Source organism: Streptomyces sp. NPDC052701, assembly GCF_040678355.1.
Lineage (GTDB): Bacteria > Actinomycetota > Actinomycetes > Streptomycetales > Streptomycetaceae > Streptomyces.
On the sequence record NZ_JBFATO010000014.1, the window covers coordinates 45,496 to 67,046 of the forward strand.

The window sequence follows — 21,551 nt, forward strand, 5'->3', positions numbered from 1 at the left end:
GCCGATGGGCCAGCCGCCCGGCACGGGGCCGGACCCGGCGGGCGCGGGCGCCGCAGCCGGGGAACCGGTCATCGCCACCCGCGCGCTCACCAAGCGCTACCGCGGCGGACAGCTCGCCGTCGACGGCCTGGACCTGACCGTCCCGGCGGGCAGCGTCTTCGGCTTCCTCGGCCCGAACGGCTCCGGCAAGACCACCACCATCCGCATGCTGATGGGGCTCGTCGAGCCGACCTCGGGCACCGCGCGGCTGCTGGGGCGGCCCATGCCCCGGGCGGCCCGCGCCGTGCTGCCGCACGTCGGCGCCCTCATCGAGGGCCCGGCCCCGTACGGCTTCCTCTCCGGCCGCGACAACCTGCTGCGCTACGACGCCGCCGACCCGACCGCCGATCCGCGCACCCGGCGCGCCCGGGTCGCCGCGGCCCTGGACCGGGTGGGCCTGACGGCCGCCGCGGGCAAGAAGGCGAAGGCGTACTCGCTGGGCATGAAGCAGCGCCTCGGGCTCGCGGCCGCCCTGCTCCGGCCGCGCAGGCTCCTGGTGCTCGACGAGCCGACCAACGGCCTCGACCCGCAGGGCATGCGGGAGATCCGCGCGCTGGTACGCGAGCTCGCCTCGGACGGCACGACCGTCTTCCTCTCCTCGCACCTGCTCGACGAGATCGAGCAGGTGTGCACGCACGCGGCGGTGATGGCGCGGGGCCGTCTGACCGCCCAGGGCGCGGTCGCCGACCTGGCCGCCGGCGCGCGCGGCCGGCTGGTGGTGACCACGCCGGACCCGGCGGACGCGGCCCGGGTGCTGAAGGAGCAGGGCGTCGGCGACGTCGCCGTCACCGGCGACCGGGTGACCGGCGCTCCCCCCGGCCGCGACCTCGCCGAGGTGAACGCCGCCCTGGTGGCGGCGGGGGTCCGGGTGCGCGGCTTCGGGGTCGAACGGGCCTCGCTGGAGGACGTGTTCGTGGCGCTGACGGGGGAGGGGTTCGATGTCGCGGGCTGAGGCCGCCCCCACCGTGCGCGCTCCGGGGCCGTCGTGGCCCCTCGGGCTGCTGCGCAGCGAGCTGCTGACCACCTTCCGGCGCCGGCGCACCCTGGCGCTGCTCGGGGTGCTGGCGGCCGTGCCGGTCCTCGTCGGGATCGCCGTCCGGATCGAGACGGGCGACGGCCCGCCGTCCGGCGGGGGCGGCGGACCGGCGTTCATCTCGCAGATCACCAACAACGGCCTCTTCCTGGTCTTCACCGCGCTGGCCGCCACACTGCCGTTCTTCCTGCCCATGGCGGTCGGCGTCGTCGCGGGCGACGCCATCGCCGGCGAGGCGAACGCCGGCACCCTGCGCTACCTGCTGGTCGCCCCCGCCGGCCGAGGCCGTCTGCTGCTCACCAAGTACGCGACCGTGCTGGTCTTCTGCCTGGTCGCCACCCTGGTGGTCGCCGTCTCGGCGCTCGTGGCCGGTGCCCTGCTCTTCCCGCTCGGCGACCTGACGACCCTCTCCGGCACCCGGATCGGCTTCGCCGCGGGACTGGGCCGGGCCCTGCTGGTCGCCCTGGCCGTCGCCGCGTCACTGACCGGCATCGCGGCGCTCGGCCTGTTCGTCTCGACGCTGACCAACAGCGGCGTCGCGGCGATGGCCACCACCGTCGGCCTGCTGATCACCGTCCAGATCCTCGACCAGATCCCCCAGTTGCACGCCCTCCACCCGTACCTGTTCTCCCACCACTGGCTGTCCTTCGCCGACCTCATGCGCGACCCGGTCCACCGGGACGGCCTCCTGGACAACCTCGGCCTGCAGGCCCTGTACGCGGCGGTGTTCGGCTCGGCGGCCTGGGCGCGCTTCACGGCGAAGGACATCACGGTCTAGGGGACGCCCGGACGGGAACGCCGGCCCGGGCGGCGGCGGGCGAACGCGGTTGCGGCGGGGCGGGCGGGCCCGGTGGAGTACGTCCATGGACAGCGCCACGGAGCAGGTGAACCAGGCGATCGCGGCCGAACTGCAGCTCATGGACCCGGACGTCCGCGCGGTACGGGAGCGCGCCGCGCGGCTCCTCGACCCGGAGTTCGTGGAGGTCGGCGGGTCGGGGCGGCGGTGGACGTACGAGACGATGCTCGCCGGACTGCCCGGCCACCCGGGCAGCGCGCCGGACGCGCCCCGCTACCGGCCCTCGGACATCTCGGGGGTGCTGCTCGCGCCGGGCCTGGTGCACCTGACGTTCGAGACGATGCTCGGCGACGTCAGGACCCGGCACAGTTCGATCTGGCGCAAGGGGGAGGGAGCCGCGGGCTGGCGGATGTACTACCACCAGGCCACGCGCGTGCCGCCCGGCGTGGACCAGGGTCCGCCCCCAGCTCCCGCCCCTGACCCGCCGGCCCGCTCAGGGGGTCTCGTACGGGAAGCGGGCGAGCGGCGCCTCCTGGGCGAAGAACGTCTTGGCGCGGGTCAGCGCCGCGTCGTCCTTCAGGACGTCACCGGGCTTGCTGCCGTTGCCGAGCAGCACGCCGCCGAAGCGCATCCCCATGTACGCGGCCGAGTTGTTCAGCGTGCCGACCAGCGGGTCGGCGACCTCCTGCTCCTCGTGCGCGAGCGCGGTGACGCCCCACAGGGTGCGTCCGGCCAGCGTCTCCTTGAAGTCCAGGCCGGGGGTGCGCAGCCAGCCCGACCAGTAGTCGAGGTAGCGCTTGGTGAGGCTGGACACCGAGTACCAGTACAGCGGCGAGACGATCACGATGTCCGTCGCCGCCAGCGTCGCGTCGAGCAGCAGGGCGACGTCGCCCTCCCGGGGCCGGACGTGGTCGCTGTCGTGGCGCAGGTCCTCGAAGTCGGGCAGCGGGTGGTCGGCGAGGTCGATCCACTGCTGCTCCACGTCCGCGGGGAGCTGCTCGGCGGCCCGGCGGGCCAGCAGCTCGGAGTTGCCCTCGCGACGGGCGCTGCCCAGGACGAACAGGAAACGGCGGGTCATGGCGGTCCCCAGAAAGTAGACGCAGTCAATTACACGCACCTGCATCATATGCGCATGCATGAAAATGTCCAGGGGTCCTCTCCGCCACCGCCAGCAGCAGCCCCTCCCGCCCGTGCGGCGCCACCAGCTGCAGCCCGGCCGGGCAGCCGTCGCCGCCCAGGCCCGCCGGGATGCTCAGCGCCGGGTGACCGCTCAGATTGAACGCCCAGGTGAGCGCCGTCGAGTACCGGTCACCGGGACCGTCGTGGCCGTGCGGCGCGGTGGGGGCCGTCGGCGTCAGCAGCAGCCGGGCGCCGCCGAGCAGCCGGGCCAGCCGCCGGTCGTTCGCCGCCCGGATCCGGCGGGCGCCGGCCGGGTCGGCGCCGGGCGTCCGCAGGGCGAGCCAGGCGGGCGCCGGATCCGCCAGCCGCAGCGGCACCCGCGGCCGTACCAGCCGCACCGCCCCGGCGTCCACGAGCCGTTCGACCGCCGCCCGGGCGAGTGCCACGGGCTCCGGGTCGGGGTCGGCGAAGCCGAGGTCGGCGGACCAGACGGCGGTGACGGGAAACCGCACCGGCCCGGACGCCGGCTCCCCCGACACCACCCGCCACCACAGGGCCGCGTCCGGCACCGAGCCGGCCAGGACACCGGGCGCCGCCAGGCCCGTGCGGTCGCCCGCCGGCAACCGGCCGTTGGTGACCTTGAGCCCGGCGACCCCGCACCACGCCGCCGGGATCCGCACCGATCCGGCCCCGTCGCTCCCGGTCGCCAGCGGCACCAGCCCGGCCGCCACCGCCGCCGCGGCCCCGGCCGAGGAGCCGCCCGGCGTACGGTCCGCCCGCCACGGGTTGACGGTACGGCCGCGCGCCCCGAGCCCCCAGGTCTGCCAGGCGGTCCCCGGCCCGGGCACGGAGGTGGCGCCCACGGCGACGCACCCGGCCGCGAGCAACGGCCCGGCCGCGCGCAGCCCGTGCCGGCCCTTCACGGCGACCGGCACCCCGGCCAGCGGCAGCCGCTCGCCGTCCCCCACCCGCGCGTCCACCTCACCGGCCCGCCGCAGCGCCTGCTCGCCCCACACCTCCACGAACGCGCACAGCACCGGATCGGCCCGCTCGATCCGGTCGAGCGCCGCCGCGACCACGTCGACCGCGCGCAGCCTCCGGGACCGCACGGCCGCGGCGATCTCCCGCGCCGACGGGGACGCGGCCGTCAGCGCGCCGCCCCCGTCAGACGGGCCAGCGCCCGCGTCCCGCGGGGCAGGCGCCCGCCCGGGGCGCCCAGGCGCCAGGCCGGCACCCACGGCACGCGGTGGACGTCGACGGCCGACTCCAGGGACCGGATCCGCCGGGCGAGCGGGCGCGGCAGCCGCCCCGGCGCGTCCGCCACGAGGACGACGGCCTCCAGGCCGAGCCCCGGCGGGACCTGCCCGCGCCGGAAGGCCTCCACGGCCCGGGCGACGGCCTCCAGCCCGGCCGCGTGCGTCCGGGCGACGAGCAGCACCGACCGCGGACCGGCGGGGCCCGGCCAGGCGCGACCGCAGTCGTGACCGCCGTAGACGGCGGCGAGCGTGGAGGCGCCGGCGCCGCCGTGCGCGCCGACCCAGGCGAGGCGCCGTGCCGTGGCCGGGGCGCGCGCGGACCCCGGCGGCGCCGGTTCCGGCACGGCCACCGGTCCGCGGATCCAGATCTCCGGTCCCTGTCGCATCCCCGCCCCCGTGCCCTCTTCCCGCCTCGCCACCTCGGTGTTCATGCTGCCCCGCGCGCCCCGGGACCATCCCCGCGGCCCTTGGGACGAGTCTGTGACACCGCGGTGACGTGAGAACCCGGCGCGAGCGGACAGACTCGACCGTAGGTGTACGACGCCCGAATGAGGGGACGATGGCTCGACTCAGCCGCGGGAAGAAGCGGGAACGGAAGCAGGCCGCGCACGCGGCGGCCCCTGCGGCGGCGCCGATCGAGGTCAGGGTCCCCGGGGCCGGACCGGGTGCGGGCGGGGCGTCGGTCGGCGGCGTCCCGGTGGCCGCGGAGCCGGGCGAGGAGATCCAGCGGGCCGTCCTGGACCGCCTCCACCGCATGGCCCTCGCCTGCGGCCGGCCCGTCCACGCCACGGTCCACGACGACCGCATCGGCTACGTCGTCCCGCTCCGGGTCGATCCGGACGGCTCCAGCCACTGCACGGCCGAGCCGGTCCGCACCGGGCCGCCCTCGGACGCGGCGCCCGCCGGGACGGGAGGTGTCCCGCCGGCGCCCGCGGCACCGGCTCCCGCGCCGCCGCCGGCGGCGGCGGCCCCGGGCTCCGCGCCGGAGCCCGCCCGGCCCCCGCGGGAGGAGCCCACCCGCCTCCCGCGCCCGGCGCCGGAACCGGTGCGGGACGCCGTGCCGGCGTTCCCCCCGCGGACCGCGCCCGGGCCCCGGGCGCCCGCCGAGCCCGTACCGCCGTCCGAGCCGCGGGCCGTCCCGGAGCCGCCCCGCGCCACGCCCCCCGGGACGGTCCTGCCGCCGACGGGACGGTTCGGCCCGCCGCCGGCCATGGAGGCGCCGGTGCCGACGGACACCCCGGCACCGGCCGCGGACGGGAAGTCCCCCGGCCCCGCACAGCCCCGGCGACCGCAACCGCGGACCGGACCCGCATCCGCCAGGAGGGCGGGCGCCTCCCCGGCCCTGGACCGCGGGCCCGCCGCCCTCGACCCCGACCCCGACCCGGCCCCGGCGCGCGGCTTCGACGCCGTGGCCGAGGCCGTGCTCGACGACGGACCCCGCACCGGGCCCGGGGAGGCGCCCGCCCTCCTGGCGGAGCCGGTCGCACGGATCAACGAGGCGGTGAGGGACGGGCGGATCGAGACGGCCGCGGCACTCGCGGAGCGGACCGTGAGGCAGGCGTCGCACACCCTGGGGCCGGAGCACCCCGAGGTGCTCCGGCTCCGCGAACTGGACGCCTACATCGCCTACTTGGCGGGCGACCCGGTGCGCGCCCTCCGGCTCTCCCTGGAGCTGGCCGGCATCCACCGCCGCGCGGGCGACGCGGAGGCCGCGTACGGCAACGTGCACAGCGCGGCCACCGCCTGGCGCGCGGTGCGCGAGCCGCTGCTGGGGCTGGAGCTGGGCGGCGAGCTCATCGGCCTGTGGAGCGAGCTCGCCGCCGAGGGCGGCCCGGCCGCCGCCGACGCCGGGCAGCTGGAGTCCGCCCGGGCCCGCATGGACCGCCTCACCGCCCGCGCCCGGGGTTAGCCCCGGGGCCGTTCCCCGGGAGCGGGAGCTACTGCGACAGCTCCCACACCGCGTGCGCGAGGGCGTCGCTGTTGCGGTTCAGCGCCGTGTCGTTGATGTTGGCGGTCGTGTCGCAGGAGGAGTGGTAGCAGCGGTCGAAGGCCTGGCCCGCCGTACCGCCCCACTTCGCGGCCTGCGCGGCGGTCTTGGTCCGGCTCGCGCCGGTGAAGAGGCCGCCGACCGGCACGCCCGCGCTCTTGAACGGCGCGTGGTCGGAGCGGCCGTCGCCCTCGGTCTCGATCTCCGTGGGCACGCCGATGCCGGTGAAGTAGTCCTTGAAGGTCTTCTCGATGGCCGGGTCGTCGTCGTAGACGAAGTAACCGGGGTTGGGTGAGCCGATCATGTCGAAGTTCAGGTAACCGCTGATCCGCGAACGGTCCGCCGAGGAGAGGCCGTTGACGTAGTGGCGGGAGCCGACCAGCCCCAGTTCCTCCGCGCCCCACCAGGCGAACCGCAGGTGCTTGGCGGGCTTGTACTGCGCCCGCGCCACGGCCAGCGCGGTCTCCAGGACGGCGGCCGAGCCGGAGCCGTTGTCGTTGATGCCGGGCCCGGAGGAGACGCTGTCGAGGTGCGAGCCCGCCATCACGACCTGGCCGGTGTCGCCGCCGGGCCAGTCGGCGATCAGGTTGTAGCCGGTGCGGCCGGAGGCGGTGAACTGCTGGACCGTGGTGGTGTATCCGGCCGCGTCCAGTCTGGCCTTCAGGTAGTCGAGCGAGGCCCGGTAACCGGCCCGGCCGTGCGCGCGGTTGCCGCCGTTGGCGGTGGCGATGGACTGCAACTGCGTCAGATGGGCCTTGACGTTCGCCACGGGTATGTCGGGCGCCGCGGCCGCGCCCCGGGGAGCGGGCGCGGCGCCGGCCACGGACCCGCCGGTGACCAGCAGGGCTGCGGCGACGGCACCGGCCGCCGTCGCGCGTGCGGAGACGGAGAGCTTCATGGGGGAGCTCCGACTTCCAGGGGAGACCCCGTGGGATCGCCACGGGGAGTCCACAGTGAATGGGGTCCCTGGATGGTGAAGCTGTTGCTGACTCTCCGTCAAGGTCCTTAACAGGTCACGGACTTCGCGCTCCTTACTGGACGCAGAACTCGTTCCCCTCCGGATCCGCCATCACGGTCCACTCCCCGCCCGGCTCCTTCACCCGCCGCAGCACGCTCGCCCCCAGCCCCTCCAGCCGTGCCACCTCGTCCTCGCGCCGGCCCCCGGCCGCGTGCAGGTCGATGTGGAGCCGGTTCTTGACCGTCTTGGCCTCCGGCACGCGCTGGAAGAGAAGCCGCCGCCCCAGCCCGGCGCCGCTCCGTGCGTCGACCGGATCGTCGGGATGCCGTACGGCGATCAGGTCCCGCCAGGCGAGCCGGCCGTGGAACTCGACGGTGAGGGCGGCCGGTACGGTGCCGAGGCCGAGCAGCTCCTCGATGAGCGCGCTGTTGTCCTCGATCTCGTAGCGCAGCGCGGCGGCCCAGAAGTCGGCCTGCGCGTGCGGATCGCCGGCATCGACGACGAGTTTCCAGTGCAGGGGTGCGGGTGTCTCGGTCATGTGACCATTCATAGTGGTCACCTGACCGAGCGGACAACGGAAATGCCGGGGCGCCCCCCGGCCGACCCTAACCTCGTACGAGGGGAAGCCCTTCCGCTTCGGCCCCGGAGCCCGTGCCTGGAGCTGGCGGCGACGGGGGGCCCGGGCGACTTCGCGCACTTCGAGGTGTTGCGCGAACCCGCCGACCTGGTGGCCCGGGACGGACGCAGCCGGCTGCCGGCGGGAGTGGACGTCACCGTCACGCGGGAGGAGCCGGAGCGGGTCCGCGCCGTCCGCGACACGCTCTTCCCGCTCACCGCCGGCCGGCACGGACCGGCCGTACGCCCCGATGCCGCCGACGCCGTTCCCGGCCGGGGCGGCCTTCGCCGCCGGCCCGCGGGCCGGCGGCGATCGCGGCGACGACCGGGGCCGCCGCGCCGGAGCAGGGTCCGGCGGGCGGACCGCCGGACACGGCGGGCCGGTCCGGCTCCGCGCTCGGCGCCCGGGCGGTGACCGCCGTCTACGGCCTGGCGTCGGCCGGATCCGGCTCCGGCCCGCAGGGGACGCTCTGCGTCTTCCGCGCGGCGCTCACGGTGCCCGTCGCCATGGCGGTCCTGGGCACGCCGATCCCGGTGGCGAGCGTGCGGGCGGCCCGGCGCGCGGCGCGCAGCGCGTCCCAGGTGAGCAGGACCAGCGCCAGCCACACCAGCGCGAAGCCGGCCCAGCGCTCGGGCGGCATGGCCTCGCCGAAGTAGACGACGCCGAGCAGGAACTGGAAGACCGGCGCCAGGTACTGCAGCAGGCCCAGCGTGGACAGGGGCACGCGGATCGCGGCCGCGCCGAAGCACACCAGCGGCAGCGCGGTGACGACGCCGGTGGCGGCGAGCAGCGCCGCGTGTCCCGGCCCCTGTTCCGTGAAGGTGGCCCCGCCCTGCGCGCCGAGCCACAGCAGGTAGCCGAGCGCGGGCAGGAACTGGATCGCGGTCTCGGCGGCCAGCGACTCCACGCCGCCGAGGTTCACCTTCTTCTTCACCAGCCCGTACGTGGCGAAGGAGAAGGCCAGGCAGAGCGAGATCCACGGCGGCCGGCCGTAACCGACGGTCAGCACCAGGACGGCCGCGCAGCCGATCCCGACCGCCGCCCACTGCACCGGCCGCAGCCGCTCCTTCAGCAGCAGCACGCCCATCGCGATGGTGACCAGCGGGTTGATGAAGTAGCCGAGCGAGGACTCGACGACGTGCCCGGCGTTCACCGCCCAGATGTAGACGCCCCAGTTGACGGTGATGACGGCCGCGGCGACGGTGACGAGCCCCAGCTTGCGCGGCTGCCGCAGCAGCTCGCCCAGCCAGGCCCAGCGCCGTACGACGAGCAGCGCGACGGCGACGAAGGCCAGCGACCACACCATCCGGTGGGCCAGGATCTCCACCGCTCCCGCGGGCTTCAGCAGCGGCCAGAACAGGGGGACGAGCCCCCACATCCCGTAGGCCGCGAAGCCGTTCAGCAGTCCTATGTGCCGCTCGCCCCTCGGCTTCCCGGTCATGGGCCCTCCTCCTCACGCGCTGCTCCGGAAGAAGGTAACGCCGGAAACCCCCGCCTGTCATGTCCGTATCGCCATACGGTCATGACAGGCGGGGGCGGTGCCCGCACGGTCCGGCGGGGGAGTCAGCCCTTGAGCGCGGCGGTGACGGCCTGCGAGATCGGCGTGGTCGGGCGGCCGATCAGCCGGGACAGGTCGCCCGTGGAGACGACCAGCTCGCCCTTCTCTATGCAGGCGTCCACCCCGGCGAGGACCGCGGCCAGCGGCTCGGGCAGGCCGGCGCCGGCCAGGATGCCGGTGAGCGCCTCGGGCGTGACCGCGTTGTAGGTGATCTCCCTGCCGGTCTGCCGGCTCAGCTCGGCCGCGTACTCGGCGAAGCTCCACGCCTCGTCGCCGCCCAGCTCGTAGGTCCTGTTCTCGTGCCCCTCGCCGGTGAGCACGGCGACGGCCGCGGCGGCGTAGTCGGCGCGGGAGGCGGAGGAGACCCGGCCCTCGCCCGCGGCGGCGACGACGGCGCCGTGCTCCAGCACCGGGGCGAGGTTCTCGGTGTAGTTCTCGTGGTACCAGCCGTTGCGCAGCAGCACGTACGGCACACCGGAGGCCAGCAGCGCCTCCTCGGTGCCGCGGTGGTCGTCGGCGAGCGCGGCGCTCAGGCTGCCGGGGGCGCTGGTGTAGGCGAGCAGGGCGGCACCGGCGGCCCGCGCGGCCTCGATGACCGTCCGGTGCTGCCGGACACGGCCCTTGTCGAACTCGTTGCCGGAGATCAGCAGCACCTTGTCGCCCGCCGAGAACAGGCCGCCGAACGTCTCGGGGTCGTTGTAGTCGGCGACCGCGATCCGCACTCCCCGGGCCGCGAGGCCGGCGGCCTTCTGCGGGGTGCGGACGACGGCGGTGATCCGCTCGGCCGGGACCTTCTCCAGCAGCTGCTCCACGACGTGACGGCCGAGGTGTCCGGTGGCTCCCGTGACGACGATGCTCATGATCGGAACTCTCCTTGTGGGGTGCGTCTTGCACTAACCCTAGGAGGAGCGCTAACTATGTGAAAGTACCCACTTAGAAGTAAGGTACTGGCATGACGGTAAGTGATAGGGGCGGCGACGGCGAGACCATGTGCCCGCACCGGCTGGTGCTCGAACACGTCACCAGCCGCTGGGGCGTCCTGGTGCTGATCGCCCTCCTGGAGCGCCCCCACCGCTTCAGCGAGCTGCGGCGTGAGATCAACGGCCAGGGCAGGAGCGTCAGCGAGAAGATGCTCACCCAGACCCTCCAGACGCTGGAGCGCGACGGCCTGGTCCACCGCGACGCCAGGCCCGTGATCCCTCCGCGCGTCGACTACTCCCTCACCGGGCTGGGGCGCGAGGCGGCGGAGCAGGTGCGGGGGCTGGCGCTGTGGACCCAGCGGCGGATGGCCGACGTGCAGCGGGCGCGCGCCGCGTACGACGAGGCCCGGGCGGCGCGGGCCCGGGCCTCGTGAACCTCCGGCGGCGTCAGCCGACCACGGTCCAGGTGTCCCCGCCGGCCAGCAGCGCGGTGAGGTCGCCCTTGCCGTGCCGCTCGATCGCGGTGTCGAGCTGGTCGGCCATCTGCGTGTCGTAGACGGGCCGCTCGACGGAGCGGAACACGCCGATCGGCGTGTGGTGCAGGGTGTCCGGGTCGGCGAGCCGGGACAGGGCGAAGGCCGTGGTCGGCGACACGGAGTGCGCGTCGTGCACCAGGATCCGGTCCTCGTTCTCCGGCGTCACCGCGACCACCCTCAGGTCGCCGGTCAGCTGGTCCCGTACGACGCCCTTCGACAGACCGGCGCCGAAGCGGACGGGCCGCCCGTGCTCCAGCCGGATCACGGCCTCCTCGGCCCGCTGCTTGTCCTTCAGGGCGTCGAAGGCGCCGTCGTTGAAGATGTTGCAGTTCTGGTAGATCTCCACCAGGGCCGTCCCCGGGTGGGCGGCGGCCTGCCGCAGCACCTCGGTCAGGTGCTTGCGGTCGGAGTCGATCGTGCGCGCCACGAAGGACGCCTCCGCGCCGATCGCCAGCGACACCGGGTTGAAGGGCGCGTCCAGCGAGCCCATCGGCGTCGACTTGGTGATCTTGCCGACCTCGGAGGTCGGGGAGTACTGGCCCTTGGTCAGGCCGTAGATCCGGTTGTTGAACAGCAGGATCTTGAGGTTGACGTTGCGGCGCAGGGCGTGGATGAGGTGGTTGCCGCCGATGGACAGCGCGTCGCCGTCACCGGTGACGACCCACACCGACAGGTCGCGGCGGGAGGCCGCCAGACCCGTGGCGATGGCCGGCGCGCGGCCGTGGATGGAGTGCATCCCGTAGGTGTTCATGTAGTACGGGAACCGGGACGAGCAGCCGATGCCGGAGACGAAGACGATGTTCTCCCTGGCCAGGCCCAGCTCGGGCATGAAGCCCTGCACGGCGGCGAGGATCGCGTAGTCGCCGCAGCCGGGGCACCAGCGCACCTCCTGATCGGACTTGAAGTCCTTCATCGACTGCCGTCCCGCGGCCTTCGGGACGAGGGAAAGCGCCTCGATCGTGCCCGTGCCTTCCGTGGACGTCTCAGCCATCGATGGCCTCCTTGAGCGCCGTGGCGAGCTGCTCCGCCTTGAACGGCATACCGTTGACCTGGTTGTACGAGTGGGCGTCGACCAGGTACTTCGCCCGGATGAGGGTGGCGAGCTGCCCGAGGTTCATCTCGGGGACCACCACCTTGTCGTAACCCCGCAGCACCGTGCCGAGATTGCGCGGGAAGGGGTTGAGGTGCCGCAGGTGCGCCTGCGCGATCGCCTCCCCGGCCGCGCGCAGCCGCCGCACCGCGGCCGTGATCGGCCCGTACGTCGAACCCCAGCCCAGCACCAGGGTCCGCGCGCCGTGCGGGTCGTCGACCTCCAGGTCCGGGACGTCGATGCCGTCGACCTTCGCCTGCCGGGTGCGGACCATGAAGTCGTGGTTGGCCGGGTCGTAGGAGATGTTGCCCGTGCCGTCCTGCTTCTCGATGCCGCCGATGCGGTGCTCCAGGCCCGGCGTGCCCGGGATCGCCCACGGGCGGGCCAGCGTCCGCTCGTCGCGCTTGTACGGCCAGAACACCTCGGTGCCGTCGTCCAGGGTGTGGTTGGGGCCCTGCGCGAACTGCACCCTGAGGTCGGGCAGTTCGTCCGGCTCCGGGATCCGCCAGGGCTCGGAGCCGTTGGCCAGGTAGCCGTCGGACAGCAGGAACACCGGGGTCCGGTAGGTCAGCGCGATCCGCGCGGCCTCCAGCGCGGCGTCGAAGCAGTCCGCCGGGGTGCGGGGCGCCACCACCGGGACCGGCGCCTCGCCGTTGCGGCCGTACATCGCCTGCAGCAGGTCCGCCTGCTCGGTCTTGGTGGGCAGACCGGTGGACGGGCCGCCGCGCTGGATGTCCACGATCAGCAGCGGCAGCTCCAGCGAGACGGCCAGACCGATCGTCTCGGACTTCAGCGCCACGCCCGGCCCGCTCGTCGTCGTCACCGCCAGCGAACCGCCGAAGGCCGCGCCGAGCGCCGCGCCGATGCCGGCGATCTCGTCCTCGGCCTGGAAGGTGCGCACCCCGAAGTTCTTGTGCCGGCTCAGCTCGTGCAGGATGTCGCTGGCCGGGGTGATCGGGTACGAGCCCAGGAACAGCGGCAGGTCCGCCTGCCGGGAGGCCGCGATCAGCCCGTAGGACAGGGCCAGGTTGCCGGAGATGTTGCGGTACAGGCCCGGCGGGAACGCCGTGGCGGCCGGGGCGACCTCGTAGGAGACCGCGAAGTCCTCCGTCGTCTCACCGAAGTTCCAGCCCGCGCGGAACGCGGCGATGTTCGCGGCGGCGATGTCCGGCTTCCTGGCGAACTTGGTCCGCAGGAACTTCTCCGTGCCCTCGGTCGGCCGGTGGTACATCCAGCTCAGCAGCCCGAGCGCGAACATGTTCTTGCTGCGCTCGGCCTCCTTGCGGCTGAGGTCGAACTCCTTGAGCGCCTCCACCGTCAGCGTGGTCAGCGGCACCGGGTGCACCTGGTAGCCGTCGAGGGACCCGTCCTCCAGCGGACTCGTTTCGTACCCGACCTTCTGCAGCGCCCGCTTGGTGAACTCGTCCGTGTTGACGATCACCTCCGCGCCGCGCGGCAGGTCGCCGATGTTCGCCTTCAACGCGGCCGGGTTCATCGCCACCAGCACGTTCGGCGCGTCACCGGGGGTGAGGATGTCGTGGTCGGCGAAGTGCAGCTGGAACGACGACACGCCCGGCAGGGTGCCGGCGGGCGCCCGGATCTCGGCCGGGAAGTTCGGCAGCGTCGACAGGTCGTTGCCGAACGACGCGGTCTCGGAGGTGAAACGGTCACCGGTGAGCTGCATACCGTCACCCGAGTCCCCCGCGAACCTGATGATCACCCGGTCCAACCGGCGGACGTCCTTCGTCCCCGCCGGCTCGCGCTGCGCTCCCACGACGGTTCCGTCCGCTCCGTCGGCCTGCTCCGCTGGGCTACTGACCTGGCTGGTCACTGAACTGGACCTCCCTCGAGGCGGCTGTCCGGGACTAGGCCCTCCCGCAGGCCTTCCCAAAATCAACCCTACGTCCGTAAGGGTCGCCTTCCTGGGGCCATCCACAAGATGGACGTGATCCTGAGACGGCCCGTCGTCCTGGACTGCCATGATGTCCGGCCCTCCGGGCGCTTGTCCCGAAGACGCTCCCGTTCGTCCCGTGGTTCGCGGTCCGGCGGCCGCCGGACCGCCCGTGCGGCCGCACGGGCGCACGGGTCAGGAGTTCAGGTAGGTGAGCACGGCCAGCACCCGCCGGTGGTCGCCCTCGCTCGGGGAGAGCCCGAGCTTCAGGAAGATGTTGCTGACGTGCTTCTCGACGGCTCCGTCGCTCACCACGAGCTGCCTGGCGATCGCCGAGTTCGTCCGCCCCTCCGCCATGAGCCCCAGGACCTCCCGCTCCCTGGGGGTGAGCCCCGCGAGCACGTCCTGCTTGCGGCTGCGCCCGAGCAGCTGCGCGACCACCTCCGGGTCCAGGGCCGTACCGCCCCGGGCCACCCGCACCACCGCGTCCACGAACTCCCGCACCTCGGCCACCCGGTCCTTGAGCAGATAGCCGACACCGCGGCTGGAGCCCGCCAGCAGTTCCGTGGCGTAGCGCTCCTCCACGTACTGCGAGAGCACCAGCACACCGAGCCCGGGGTGCGCCTTGCGCAGTTGCACCGCGGCCCGGACCCCTTCGTCGGTGTGCGTCGGCGGCATCCGCACATCGGCCACCACCACGTCCGGCAGCTCGCCCTGCGCGTCCAGCTCGGTGATGGTCTTGATCAGCGCCCCGCCGTCGCCCACCCCGGCGACGACCTCGTGCCCGCGGTCGGTCAGCAGCCGCGTCAGGCCCTCCCTCAACAGCACGGAATCCTCGGCGATGACCACCCGCACCCTGTCCTCCACGGTCCTCGTTCCCCCGTCTCCACGCCCGCCCGCCCGTACGACGGGTCCAGCATTCCAGCATCCGGGGGCGGATGCGGCCGGGCCACGGGAATCAGGGGGGTCTCGGGGGAGGCGATCGGGGAGACAGGGGATGCGAGGGAGGGGAGCCGGGGGACATGGGGGCGGATGCCGGGTGGCCGGGTGGAGTGCCGGGCAGGGCGCCCCGTGTCCCGGCCGGCGCTCACCGAACCTGCCGCACCCGCTCCTCGCGCCACGGCAGCTCCGCCGTGATCCGCGTGGGCCCACCGGGAGGCGAGTCGACCACGAGGATCCCGTCCACCGCGTCGAGCCGCTCCGCCAGTCCCGCCAGGCCGGACCCCTTGGAGACGTCCGCCCCGCCCACGCCGTTGTCCACGACCTGCAGCATCAGCCGGTTCTCCACCCGCCACACCTCGACGGCCGCCCAGGTGGCCCGCGCGTGCTTGCTGATGTTCTGCAGCAGTTCCGACACCGTGAAGTAGGCGATCCCCTCGATCGCCGGAGCCGGCCGCTCCGCGAGGTCCACCTCCACCCGCACCTGCACCGCGCACCGCGACGCCACCGCCGACAGCGCCGCGTCCAGCCCGCGGTCGGTCAGGACGGCGGGGTGGATGCCCCGGGCCAGGTCCCGCAGCTCCTGCAGCGCCGTCTTCACCTCGCCGTGCGCCTCGTCCACCATCTGCGCCGCCGCCTGCGGGTCCTCCAGGAGCTTCTCCTTGGCCAGGCCCAGCCCCATGGCCAGGTTGACCAGGCGGGCCTGCGCCCCGTCGTGCAGGTCGCGCTCGATGCGCCGCAGGTCGGCGGCGGCCGTGTCGACCACGACCCCCCGGTCGGACTCCAGCTCCACCACCCGCGTGGCCAGCCGCGACGGCCCGAGCAGCCCGTGCACCAGCAGCCGGTCGACCGTCGTCAGCGCCCGCACGATCCACGGCGCGGCGATCGTGAACAGCAGTCCCACCAGCGCGGTCACCGTGATCTCGAAGGGGTTGTCGAGATAGATCCGGTGCTGCTCGTCGCCGTACAGCTGCATGCCGCCCTGACCGGCGTACGCCGGGAACACCCAGAACCACAGCGGATACGTCAGCAGCGCCCAGCCGAGCGTCCAGACGGTCACCGCCACCACGAAGGAGAACGTCGCCCACGGCAGGAGCAGCAGCGCGTACAGCAGGGCCCGCCAGGAGGTGCCGCTCTTCAGGAGGGCCCCCATCCACGCCATCACGCCCCGCCGCTGCACGCGCAGCGGCTCCGGGGCGGCCACCTCCAGGCCCAGCAGCGCCCGCGCCCGCAGCCGCTCCAGCGCCCCGAAGCCGCGGCACCCGGCGAGCGCCGCCGCCAGCACCGGGATGCCGAGGAAGGTCACCAGCAGGCCCGCCCCCAGCGACACCGTCGTGACGGCGTAGGTGAACAGCGCGATGCCGATCGGCAGGCTCAGCAGCACATGGCCGAGTTCCCGCCAGGTGCGCCCCTCGACCGGCGCCCGCAGCGCGACCGGCAGCCGGTGGCGGCGTGCCCCGCCTCCCCGGGGGTGCCCGGGCCGGTCGTCGAGCCCGTATCCCTGTCCGTACTCCGTGGCCATCGGCGTCGTCCTTCTCCTCGTCCCGGCGGCTGTCCTGCCGTACCTCCACCCTGCTCCGCCGCGGGGCGCCGGACCATGGAGTCCGTCGGCCTCTCGGACGGGGGGTTTTCCCCACCTCCGGCCGGAGACGTTCCCCGTCCCCGGGGCGGCCCCCGGAGCGGCCCCCGGGGCGCACGCCGCGGGGCGCCTCGCGCGGGACGGATCCCGGCAGGCGCCCCGCGTGAGGCGGCTGCCGGGCACGGCCCGGCAGCCCCACGAACCGGCCCCGGGTCAGTGCTCCCCGCGGCCGCTGCCGCCGGACCCGTCCGGGTCCGTGCGGTCGCGCCACGGCAGTTCCGCCGTGACCGTCGTGGGGCCACCCTGGGGGGAATCGAGGACGAACAGGCCGTCGACGGCGTCCAGCCGGTCGGCGAGGCCCTTCATGCCCGTACCGCCGTCGAGGCGCGCGCCCCCGCGCCCGTCGTCCCGCACCTGTACGAGCAGCCGGTCGTCCGTCCGCCACACGTCCACCGAGGCCGACTTCGCCCCGCTGTGCTTGCTGATGTTCTGCAGCAGCTCCGAGACGGTGAAGTAGGCGATGCCCTCGATGGCCGCGGCCGGCCGCGCCGGGAGGTCGACCGTCACCTTCACCGGCACCGTGCAGCGCGAGGCGACCGAGGACAGCGCCGCGTCCAGGCCGCGGTCGGTCAGGACGGCGGGGTGGATGCCCCGGGCCAGGTCCCGCAGCTCCTGCAGCGCCAGCTTCACCTCGCCGTGCGCCTCCTCGACCATCGCCGCCGCCGCGTCCGGGTCCTCCAGGAGCTTCTCCTTGGCCAGGCCCAGCCCCATGGCCAGGTTGACCAGGCGGGCCTGGGCTCCGTCGTGCAGGTCGCGCTCGATGCGCCGCAGGTCGGCGGCGGCCGTGTCGACCACGACCCCCCGGTCGGACTCCAGCTCCGCGATCCGCCGCTCCAGTTCGTCGGAGGGCGACAGCAGCCCCCGCACCATCGCCCGGTCCGCGTTGGCCAGGCCCCGCGCGATGAACGGCAGGACCGGCCACAGCACGAACAGCGAGGTCAGCGTGACGGTGAAGGTGACGACACCCCAGGGCAGCCGTATGCACTCGTACAGGACCGTGCGCCAGCCGACCGGGTCCTTCAGGGACATCCACAGCTGCTGGAAGAACCCGCCGGCCCCGCGCAGCGGCAGCCGGCTCGGCTCGTCCACCCGCACCCCGAGCAGTGCCCTGGCCCGCGCCCGCTCCACCCTTCCCAGCTGCCGCGCGCCCATCAGCCCGGCCGCGAGCAGCGGGAACCCGACGACGGTGACGGTCAGCCAGAAACTGGTGAACAGCACCGTCACGACGTACGTGAACCCCAGCAGCGACACCGGAAGGTTCGCCAGAAGGTGGACGATCTCCTTCCAGGTGTGCCGGTCGTAGGCGAAGCGGGGCGGCGGCGGACGGTCGTCGTCCCCGGCCGTCGTCAGGGCCGCCGCCGGGGCCGCCGGGATCTTCGCCGGGGCCGCCTGGGCCGCCGGGGTCGTCGCCCGGGCCGCCGTGGAGGCCGCCGTCGAGACGGTCGTCAAGGCCGTCGCGGGGGCCGTCGTGGCGGCCGTCGCGGAGGCCGCCATGGGGGCGTCCGGCGAGGGCGCCGTCGTACCCGCGGACGGAAAGCGTTCGGTCATATGCGTTAGCGTGCCCGGTGGCGGGCAACCGCGCCATGAGGTGAACCGCCACGATCCACGGGGGTAAACCCCACCCCCGCGTGCAGCGCGGTGACGGTCTGCTTACCGTGCCTTTATCAGGGCCTAGACTCCCGTGCGTACAGATCGTCGAACAGCGGTGTTCACAAGGGTCACGCAAGCGCAGACCAAGGGAGCGAGGGACGGACGTGCCGGAACCGACCGTCGTCGAATCGACCGTCGTCGCGGCGGACTACTTCCAGTCCTACTCGGCCGTCGGACTGCTCGCCGTCGTCGGCGTGCTCTTCGTCGCCGTGGCTTTCGGGGCCGGACGTCTGCTGCGGCCGGTGGTCCCCACACCCGAGAAGCTCCTGACGTACGAGTGCGGCGTCGACCCCGTCGGCGAGGGCTGGGCGCACACCCAGGTCCGCTACTACGTCTACGCGTTCCTGTACGTGATCTTCGCCGTCGACTCGATCTTCCTGTTCCCCTGGGCCACCGTCTTCGCCGACCCCGCCTACGGCGCGACGACCCTCGTGGAGATGTTCGTCTTCCTCGGCTTCCTGGCCGTGGGCCTGCTCTACGCATACAAGAAGGGCGTCCTGGCATGGACGTGACCCCCACCCCCGTGTCGCTCCCCGAGCCCAAGCGGCTGGGCGCGCTCGCCCGCCTGGCCCCCGAGCCGATGAAGGTGGTCCTGAACTGGGGCCGCCGCTACTCGCTCTGGGTCTTCAACTTCGGCCTCGCCTGCTGCGCGATCGAGTTCATCGCCGCGTCGATGGCCCGCCACGACTTCATCCGCCTCGGCGTGATCCCCTTCGCGCCGGGCCCGCGCCAGGCCGACCTGATGGTGGTCTCGGGCACGGTGACGGACAAGATGGCGCCCGCCGTGAAACGCCTCTACGAGCAGATGCCCGAGCCGAAGTACGTCATCTCCTTCGGCGCGTGCAGCAACTGCGGCGGCCCCTACTGGGACTCGTACTCGGTGACGAAGGGCGTCGACCAGATCATCCCGGTGGACGTCTACGTCCCCGGCTGCCCGCCCCGCCCCGAGGCGCTGCTCCAGGGCATCCTCAAGCTCCAGGAGAAGATCGCGCGCGAGTCGCTGGGCGAGCGCTACGGCTCCGGCCCGGCGCGCCCGTCGGCGGCGGCACTGCAGAGCGGCCTGGTGCAGCCGCCCCCGGCCCCTGGTCCGGCTTCGGGTTCGGCCTCGGCTCCGGGTTCGGGTCCGGCTCCGGATTCGGGGGAGGGCCGATGACCGCGGTCGGCTGGCTGCCCGCCGACGTGGCGGAACTGTTCGGCACGGAGGCCACGGCCGAGGAGTCCTACGACGTCCTGACCGTCGACGTCCCCCCGGCGACCTGGACCGACGCCCTGCGGACCGCCCGCGACCGGCTGGGCTGCACCTATTTCGACTGGCTGAGCGCGGTCGACGAACCGGGCACGGGCTTCCGCGTCGCGGCGCACGTCGCGGCCCTGGCGCCGGTGCGCCGGCTGCTGCTGCGCACGACCGTCGCGCACGAGTCGCCGGCGCTCGCCAGCGCGGTCGACGTCTACGCGGGCGCGGCCTGGCACGAACGCGAGACCCACGAGATGTTCGGCGTCGTCTTCGAGGGGCACCCCGGGCTGGAGCACCTCCTCCTCCCGGAGAACTTCGAAGGCCACCCCCTGCGCAAGGACTTCGTCCTGGCGGCCCGGGTCGCCAAGGCGTGGCCCGGCGCGAAGGAACCGGGGGAGCCTGCGGCAGGTGCCGCGCACGGCGGCCCCAAGCGCCGCCAGATGCTCCCCCCGGGCGTCCCCGACCCGAACGAGTGGGGCCCCCTCAAGGGCCAGCTGCCCCCCGCCCCGGCCCGCCCGGCCCGTGCCGCGGGCCGCGCGGCGGGCGACCGCCCCGTACGCCGTACGCGTACCGCGGCGGCCGGCTCGGCGAGCCAGGCGGGACCGTCGCCGGAGCCGGGGGCGCCGGCGGCCGCGCCGCGTCGCACGCGTACGGCGGCCGAGGGCTCGGCCAGCCAGACGGCCACCGGACCGGAGACGACGACCGGCGCCCCCACGCCCGCGCCCGCGGCCCCGGCGGCCACCCCGCGGCGTGCGCGCAGCGCGAGCGAGGGCTCGGCGTCGCAGCGCGCGGGGTCCGACGCACCGGCCGGCACGGAATCCGCGCCGGCCACGGACGGCGACGCCGCGACCGCACGCCCTCAGGACCGTGCCGGGCAGGCCCCCGCGGCCCCGCGCAGCCCGGACGCCCCCTGGCACCACGCCCGCCCGGCCTTCGACGAACCGGAACCCCTGCCGTCGCCCGAGGCGGCCCCGTTGCCGGAACCCCGGCCCTCGGCCGGAGCCGCTTCGACGCGGGACGACCAGGCGTCTTCCGGGACGGAGCCCACGCCGACGTCTCCGGCCGGGCCGTCCCCCGAGCCGGGCAGCCCGGAAGACCGCGACAACCCGGAGGACCCCGGAACCACGGGAGGCTCCGGAAACACGGAAGGCTCCGGAACCACGGGAGGCTCCGGAACCACGGGAGGCTCCGGGAGCGCGGCGGACTCCGAAAACGCACCGGACTCTCCAGACACACCGGACTCCGGAGAGCCGGCACACCCAGACAGCCCAGACGACCCAGACAGCCCAGACGACCCCGAGAAGCCCGCAGGAGGTCCGCGGTGAACGACGCGCTCGACGTCACCCTGCGACTCCTGGTCGTCTTCGTCGTCTTCCTCACCCTCCCCCTGATCATCGGCCAGACCGAGCACAAGGTCATGGCGCACATGCAGGGCCGCCTCGGCCCGATGTACGCCGGCGGTTTCCACGGCTGGGCCCAGCTCATCGCCGACGGTGTGAAGTTCGCGCAGAAGGAGGACGTCGTCCCGGCGGGCGCGGACCGCCGTATCTTCCAGCTCGCGCCGGCCGTCGCCCTCCTGCCGTACCTGCTCGTGCTGCTCGCCATCCCGATCGGGCCGGGCGAGGGCGCCGTCGGCCAGGTCCTGGACGCGGGCGTCTTCTTCGTCCTGGCGGTCATGGGCGTCGGCGTCCTCGGCTCGCTCATGGCCGGCTGGGCCTCCGCCAACAAGTTCTCCCTCCTCGGCGGCCTGCGCACGGCCGCCCAGCTGCTGGCCTACGAACTGCCCATGCTGCTCACCGCCGCCTCCGTCGCGATGGCGGCCGGCACGGTCTCCCTGACCGGCATCCTCGACGCCTTCGAGTGGTGGTGGCTGCCCTGGCAGATCGTCGGCGCGATCGTCTTCTTCGTGGCGGGGCTGGCGGAACTCCAGCGCCCGCCCTTCGACATGCCCGTCGCCGACTCGGAGATCATCTTCGGCGCGTACACCGAGTACACCGGCCTGCGCTTCGCCCTGTTCCTCCTCGCCGAGTACGCCGGAATCGTCGTCCTGTGCGGTCTGACCACCGTCCTCTTCCTGGGCGGCTGGCACGGCCCCTGGGGCGCCGACGGCCTCGGCTGGGTGTGGACCCTGCTGAAGACGGCCGTGCTCGCCTTCGTCGTGATCTGGCTGCGCGTCACCTACCCGCGGCTGCGTGAGGACCAGCTCCAGAAGCTCTCCTGGACCCTCCTCGTCCCCCTCTCCCTCGCCCAGATCGCCCTCACCGGCATCGTGAAGGTGGTGATCCAGTAA

General features: G+C 74.2%; 20 protein-coding genes and 1 pseudogene. 9 read left to right on the forward strand and 12 right to left on the reverse strand.

The features are described from left to right. The first annotated feature begins 4 nt into the window (after nt 1-4). From AB0L29_RS17890 to AB0L29_RS17900, 3 genes and pseudogenes are all read left to right on the forward strand, one after another. A complete protein-coding gene (locus AB0L29_RS17890; protein WP_365828160.1) occupies nt 5-991 on the forward strand; it encodes an ABC transporter ATP-binding protein in 987 nt (328 codons plus the stop codon). Continuing rightward, on the forward strand, nt 978-1,850 hold the full coding sequence (locus AB0L29_RS17895; RefSeq protein WP_365828162.1) for an ABC transporter permease: 873 nt from the start codon (nt 978-980) through the stop codon (nt 1,848-1,850). The genes AB0L29_RS17890 and AB0L29_RS17895 overlap by 14 nt, the downstream gene beginning before the upstream one ends. A gap of 85 nt (nt 1,851-1,935) precedes the next feature. Then, nucleotides 1,936-2,268: pseudogene (locus tag AB0L29_RS17900) on the forward strand (nuclear transport factor 2 family protein); the annotation flags it as partial. Nucleotides 2,269-2,361: 93 nt separating this feature from the next. On the opposite strand, the gene AB0L29_RS17905 reads toward AB0L29_RS17900, so the two are convergent. The 3 genes from AB0L29_RS17905 to AB0L29_RS17915 are packed head-to-tail and all read right to left on the reverse strand — an operon-like array spanning nt 2,362 to nt 4,629. Next, nucleotides 2,362-2,946, reverse strand: a complete 585-nt coding sequence (locus AB0L29_RS17905; protein ID WP_365828164.1) for an NAD(P)H-dependent oxidoreductase — start codon at nt 2,944-2,946, stop codon at nt 2,362-2,364. Nucleotides 2,947-2,971: 25 nt separating this feature from the next. After that, the gene (locus AB0L29_RS17910) at nt 2,972-4,096 is read right to left on the reverse strand and encodes an amidase (protein ID WP_365828166.1); all 1,125 of its coding nucleotides are present in this window, start codon (nt 4,094-4,096) and stop codon (nt 2,972-2,974) included. Between the two features lie 38 nt (nt 4,097-4,134). Continuing rightward, entirely contained in the window at nt 4,135-4,629 is a 495-nt protein-coding gene (locus tag AB0L29_RS17915) for a DUF6668 family protein (RefSeq protein ID WP_365828168.1), read from the reverse strand. Between the two features lie 173 nt (nt 4,630-4,802). Here AB0L29_RS17915 and AB0L29_RS17920 point away from each other — a divergent pair, with 173 nt between their 5' ends. Further along, the gene (locus tag AB0L29_RS17920) at nt 4,803-6,152 is read left to right on the forward strand and encodes a tetratricopeptide repeat protein (protein WP_365828170.1); all 1,350 of its coding nucleotides are present in this window, start codon (nt 4,803-4,805) and stop codon (nt 6,150-6,152) included. Between the two features lie 28 nt (nt 6,153-6,180). On the opposite strand, the gene AB0L29_RS17925 is transcribed toward AB0L29_RS17920, so the two are convergent. The 4 genes from AB0L29_RS17925 to AB0L29_RS17940 all read right to left on the reverse strand — a co-directional run bounded on the left by AB0L29_RS17925 (nt 6,181) and on the right by AB0L29_RS17940 (nt 10,222). Continuing rightward, entirely contained in the window at nt 6,181-7,128 is a 948-nt protein-coding gene (locus AB0L29_RS17925; protein WP_365828172.1) for a M28 family metallopeptidase, read from the reverse strand. Between the two features lie 133 nt (nt 7,129-7,261). Beyond that, entirely contained in the window at nt 7,262-7,726 is a 465-nt protein-coding gene (locus AB0L29_RS17930) for a VOC family protein (protein ID WP_365828174.1), read from the reverse strand. Nucleotides 7,727-8,225: 499 nt separating this feature from the next. Then, nucleotides 8,226-9,245 (reverse strand): EamA family transporter RarD, encoded by a 1,020-nt coding sequence (gene rarD, locus AB0L29_RS17935; RefSeq protein ID WP_365828176.1) that lies wholly within the window; start codon nt 9,243-9,245, stop codon nt 8,226-8,228. A gap of 122 nt (nt 9,246-9,367) precedes the next feature. Next, the gene (locus AB0L29_RS17940; protein ID WP_365828178.1) at nt 9,368-10,222 is read right to left on the reverse strand and encodes an NAD(P)H-binding protein; all 855 of its coding nucleotides are present in this window, start codon (nt 10,220-10,222) and stop codon (nt 9,368-9,370) included. 92 nt (nt 10,223-10,314) lie between these two features. On the opposite strand from AB0L29_RS17940, the gene AB0L29_RS17945 reads away from it, so the two are divergent. Then, a complete protein-coding gene (locus tag AB0L29_RS17945; RefSeq protein ID WP_365828180.1) occupies nt 10,315-10,716 on the forward strand; it encodes a helix-turn-helix domain-containing protein in 402 nt (133 codons plus the stop codon). 13 nt (nt 10,717-10,729) lie between these two features. Here AB0L29_RS17945 and AB0L29_RS17950 read toward each other — a convergent pair whose 3' ends face one another. The 5 genes from AB0L29_RS17950 to AB0L29_RS17970 form a co-directional block, all read right to left on the reverse strand. Continuing rightward, complete coding sequence (locus tag AB0L29_RS17950) at nt 10,730-11,809, reverse strand: 2-oxoacid:ferredoxin oxidoreductase subunit beta (RefSeq protein WP_365828182.1); 1,080 nt, start codon at nt 11,807-11,809, stop codon at nt 10,730-10,732. Then, nucleotides 11,802-13,739 carry a 2-oxoacid:acceptor oxidoreductase subunit alpha gene (locus tag AB0L29_RS17955; RefSeq protein WP_365828184.1) on the reverse strand — a complete coding sequence of 646 codons (1,938 nt, stop codon included), beginning with the start codon at nt 13,737-13,739 and terminating at the stop codon, nt 11,802-11,804. Before AB0L29_RS17955 ends, AB0L29_RS17950 begins: the two co-directional genes overlap by 8 nt. Before the next feature lie 255 nt (nt 13,740-13,994). Continuing rightward, nucleotides 13,995-14,666 (reverse strand): response regulator transcription factor, encoded by a 672-nt coding sequence (locus AB0L29_RS17960; protein WP_365828186.1) that lies wholly within the window; start codon nt 14,664-14,666, stop codon nt 13,995-13,997. A 220-nt stretch (nt 14,667-14,886) separates the two neighbouring features. After that, the gene (locus AB0L29_RS17965; RefSeq protein WP_365828188.1) at nt 14,887-16,260 is read right to left on the reverse strand and encodes a sensor domain-containing protein; all 1,374 of its coding nucleotides are present in this window, start codon (nt 16,258-16,260) and stop codon (nt 14,887-14,889) included. A 270-nt stretch (nt 16,261-16,530) separates the two neighbouring features. Next, nucleotides 16,531-17,925 carry a sensor domain-containing protein gene (locus tag AB0L29_RS17970; protein WP_365828190.1) on the reverse strand — a complete coding sequence of 465 codons (1,395 nt, stop codon included), beginning with the start codon at nt 17,923-17,925 and terminating at the stop codon, nt 16,531-16,533. 206 nt (nt 17,926-18,131) lie between these two features. Between AB0L29_RS17970 and AB0L29_RS17975 the strand changes: the two genes are divergently transcribed. From AB0L29_RS17975 to AB0L29_RS17990, 4 genes are read left to right on the forward strand one after another with little or no spacing between them, the layout of a single operon-like run. Beyond that, nucleotides 18,132-18,539, forward strand: a complete 408-nt coding sequence (locus tag AB0L29_RS17975; protein WP_365828192.1) for an NADH-quinone oxidoreductase subunit A — start codon at nt 18,132-18,134, stop codon at nt 18,537-18,539. Then, entirely contained in the window at nt 18,530-19,180 is a 651-nt protein-coding gene (locus tag AB0L29_RS17980) for an NADH-quinone oxidoreductase subunit B family protein (RefSeq protein ID WP_365828194.1), read from the forward strand. The genes AB0L29_RS17975 and AB0L29_RS17980 overlap by 10 nt, the downstream gene beginning before the upstream one ends. After that, nucleotides 19,177-20,586 (forward strand): NADH-quinone oxidoreductase subunit C, encoded by a 1,410-nt coding sequence (locus tag AB0L29_RS17985; RefSeq protein ID WP_365828196.1) that lies wholly within the window; start codon nt 19,177-19,179, stop codon nt 20,584-20,586. The genes AB0L29_RS17980 and AB0L29_RS17985 overlap by 4 nt, the downstream gene beginning before the upstream one ends. After that, nucleotides 20,583-21,551, forward strand: coding sequence for a complex I subunit 1 family protein (locus tag AB0L29_RS17990; RefSeq protein ID WP_365828198.1), 969 nt, complete (start codon nt 20,583-20,585; stop codon nt 21,549-21,551). The genes AB0L29_RS17985 and AB0L29_RS17990 overlap by 4 nt, the downstream gene beginning before the upstream one ends.